The sequence below is a fragment of the Bacillus gaemokensis genome (assembly GCF_001590835.1).
Taxonomy (GTDB): Bacteria; Bacillota; Bacilli; order Bacillales; family Bacillaceae_G; genus Bacillus_A; species Bacillus_A gaemokensis.
This window is the reverse complement of the sequence record NZ_LTAQ01000022.1, coordinates 29,150-32,110: the sequence shown is the minus strand read 5'-3', so window position 1 is coordinate 32,110 and position 2,961 is coordinate 29,150. Positions and strand designations below refer to the sequence as shown.

Below are 2,961 nucleotides of genomic sequence, written 5' to 3'. Positions count from 1 at the left end.
GAATTCATCCATCAATTGTTTGGGCTAACAGCATAAAATACAATTCCGCTAGAAATATATGCGCTATATTCTCTTTTATTTTACCTTTGCACCAGAACCCCCGTTTTTATCTATTGCACGATATAAATAACACCATTTTCCTTTGACTTTTATACAGGTTTCATCTAGCTTCCAAGATAATTGGACGTTTTTATTTTTCTTCTTCCAAATTTGATAGATAAGGTTTCCGTATTCATGAACCCAGCGCATGATAGTTGTTGGATGAACTGAGATTCCACGTTCTTTTAAAATTTCAGAGACATCACGATAGCTTAAAGAAAAGCGACAGTAGTAGCCGACGGCTATTAAAATAATATCTTTCTTGAACTGTTTTCCTTTAAAATATCGCATTTGTGTTTCTCCTTACTCTTTTTTTCTAGAGTGTAGTCTCATTTAGAAAACTTTGCAACAGAACCTTTTATATCTTTGATGGAAATAGTTTTAGAATTTTTAATGAATTGTAGAATTGAGTTCATATCTTGAACAGTTATGTCCGAGGAATTTTTTAAGTAAGGAATAATAATTTTTGCATTATCTAAAAGAATGGGATTGTTACGAATATGATGATCTGTTACTACTTTATACGAGTGTCCATGGTCATTACACCAGTTTTTTTGAAGTTCAATTTGTTGTTTAGCTCGTGGAGTTGATAAATCTACAATATATTTAACTTCGCGAAATTCTTCTACTTGATTGTGATATTGAATCCACATATCAAATATACTTTCTTTCATTCGACCATCTTTAAAGTATTGTATTTTTAAAGGCTGTTCACAGAAATTTTGAATAGTCCTGTCAATTTCGATTAATAACCAGTGTTTATATTCAAGGTTGCTGAATAAACGCACTGTCCGATTTAATTTCGGACTATATACTTCCCAATAATTATTGCCAAAACTTTTATTTCGTGGCATTTTTATCGGATTATACAATGAAACCTCCTCCAACTTTATAGGCTGCACAATGCGTAATTTAGAAATGCTAATTTCGTAGATTAAGTTGGTATAATTGTGTCATTTGCGCATAATGTTGGTATAATTGTGTCATAAAAAATGACAAAAATCTACCCACTTTAAATAAAAAAACACGCTATTTCAGCGTATTTAATCTTGGTATAATTGTGTCACTCTACACAATTGTACCAACTCTCAAATATAATGAATGTTGTCTTTTGGTTACTTTGCTAAATCCGCAGGATTTCAAAATCTACGTCATGCCTCACGTATAATTATAGGAATTGAAACTGTTCATGTTTTATATAAATGAAACCGAAATCTGAGCCTAGATTTCGGTTTTTCGACGTACGATGAATTACGGAATTTAGTAACAATCGCATAAAATGAAGTGCTTTTGGTTGAAAACATCTATTCTTTAACAAACTTTGCACCAGAACCGATTATTTGCTGATTGTAAACATTTGTCCGTGGCTGTATTCGTAACCAATTTTACCTTCAAATTCGAAAGTATATTGCATTACCGCAACATAACTGCCAGGGTCATAAGCTGTTGTGATTGGCGTTGTAAATGTAGCTACATATTCATCTGGGTTTGAATCATAAATTGTTTTGTAACGTGCTAATGACATATCGTCCATTACACGATAAATTTTAACAACAGCTTCGTCACCGCCACCAATTGATCCATGTACCGTGAATGTTTGACCTTGTTTTAAATTGCCAACGTTCAAGTTTGCGTTGTCATTGATGTTGTGATGTAATTCTGGGAATGTTTTAAAAGGCCAATCATCAGCTACAGCTGCTTGTGCTTGTGTTGTAGGTTTTGCTAATTCAACTGCTGTAAACCCACCGAATGCTAAAGCTCCTGCAAATACTACTTTGCTAAATTTTTTCATAATTATCTCCTTCTGCTCAGCGTCTCTGAGCTATCAATTGTTATTTTTTTCATAATCAAATTAGCAGAAATAATTTCAATACAATCATTTAATGGTGCTCTATCAACAGTTACACTTTTTTTTATTACAATTACCCCCTGATTTTTGAAAATTATACCATTAAATATCTGATATTTATTATACATAAATTTTTAACAAATGCATATACCGTTATCCTTATAGAAGTAAACATCTTTCTGTGAACTCCCCCCACTTAACGTCCTAGCGGACTGTTTGAAGTGGGGGCTTCTTGGGAACTAGATACTTTATTAGCTATCTATATTTACCAAGCTATAAGGGCAGTCCCTGCCCCTAAAGAAAATACCAATTACATGGCTAATTTTAGTAAGTTGATACTTGCGTTTACATCTCTGTATGGTGAATTGAAATTTAAATTTGACCATACATTTACAATCATAGTAGGATCCACGGCCCCAATAAAGGTAATTTGTAATAGAACATATATGACTGTTGCAATTAGTAAAGAACCTATTACAGCTCGTGGAATTGAGCGGCCTGGATTTTTAGCTTCTCCAGTCATATTAATAGGACTTTGAAATCCATTAAATGCGAAGATAATACCAGATGTAGCCATAGCTGTTAGTACATTTGACCATCCAGAAGGGACAAATCCTTGATTACTAGAGAAGTTTCCCCCATGAAATCCAACAAATAAGAGTGTACCAATCGTTAATCCAGGAATAATAATTTTAAATATAGTTATGAAAGAATTATTATTCATCAGAAATTGTGTAATAGCGTAGAATTTCTCGCTCATCCATATGTTTAGGTAAATTATAAAAATATTCTCGTTGTTCGGTAGTAAGAATCTCTCTTGTCTTCAATTTATCGTTCTCCGTCTTAGATTCATATTAATTAATTAATTAATCATATAAATTATATCCTTAGTACACAAACGAAACACTTTTAAAGGTTCTGTTGCAAAGTTGATTCAAGAATAGAGTAATCCAGCTAAAAGTTCTTAATTTTATGCGATTGTTAATAAATTTCGTAATTCATCATACGCCGAA

At 32.5% G+C, this 2,961-nt stretch carries 3 protein-coding genes and 2 pseudogenes; 1 reads left to right on the top strand and 4 read right to left on the bottom strand.

Annotated elements, in window-relative coordinates:
* Positions 1-99: 99 nt before the first annotated feature.
* Together AZF08_RS16960 and AZF08_RS16955 are read right to left on the bottom strand one after the other, a co-directional pair.
* Positions 100-390 (bottom strand): annotated as a pseudogene (locus tag AZF08_RS16960) (IS6 family transposase); the annotation flags it as partial.
* A 38-nt stretch (positions 391-428) separates the two neighbouring features.
* Positions 429-971, bottom strand: coding sequence for a TnsA endonuclease N-terminal domain-containing protein (locus tag AZF08_RS16955; protein WP_051725928.1), 543 nt, complete (start codon positions 969-971; stop codon positions 429-431).
* Positions 972-1,218: 247 nt separating this feature from the next.
* On the opposite strand from AZF08_RS16955, the pseudogene AZF08_RS31355 reads away from it, so the two are divergent.
* A pseudogene (locus tag AZF08_RS31355) lies at positions 1,219-1,377 on the top strand (IS6 family transposase); the annotation flags it as partial.
* A 58-nt stretch (positions 1,378-1,435) separates the two neighbouring features.
* Here the strand turns inward: AZF08_RS31355 and AZF08_RS16950 are convergent.
* Both AZF08_RS16950 and AZF08_RS16945 read right to left on the bottom strand, forming a co-directional pair.
* On the bottom strand, positions 1,436-1,891 hold the full coding sequence (locus tag AZF08_RS16950; RefSeq protein WP_033678098.1) for a DUF5065 family protein: 456 nt from the start codon (positions 1,889-1,891) through the stop codon (positions 1,436-1,438).
* A gap of 367 nt (positions 1,892-2,258) precedes the next feature.
* Positions 2,259-2,672, bottom strand: a complete 414-nt coding sequence (locus AZF08_RS16945; RefSeq protein ID WP_033678100.1) for an amino acid permease — start codon at positions 2,670-2,672, stop codon at positions 2,259-2,261.
* Positions 2,673-2,961 lie beyond the last annotated feature (289 nt).

Bases quoted from the DNA above. Each gene is read 5' to 3' on its own strand.
- AZF08_RS16950 (WP_033678098.1), bottom strand. From the start codon at position 1,891: ATGAAAAAATTTAGCAAAGTAGTATTTGCAGGAGCTTTAGCATTCGGT.
- AZF08_RS16945 (WP_033678100.1), bottom strand. From the start codon at position 2,672: ATGAATAATAATTCTTTCATAACTATATTTAAAATTATTATTCCTGGA.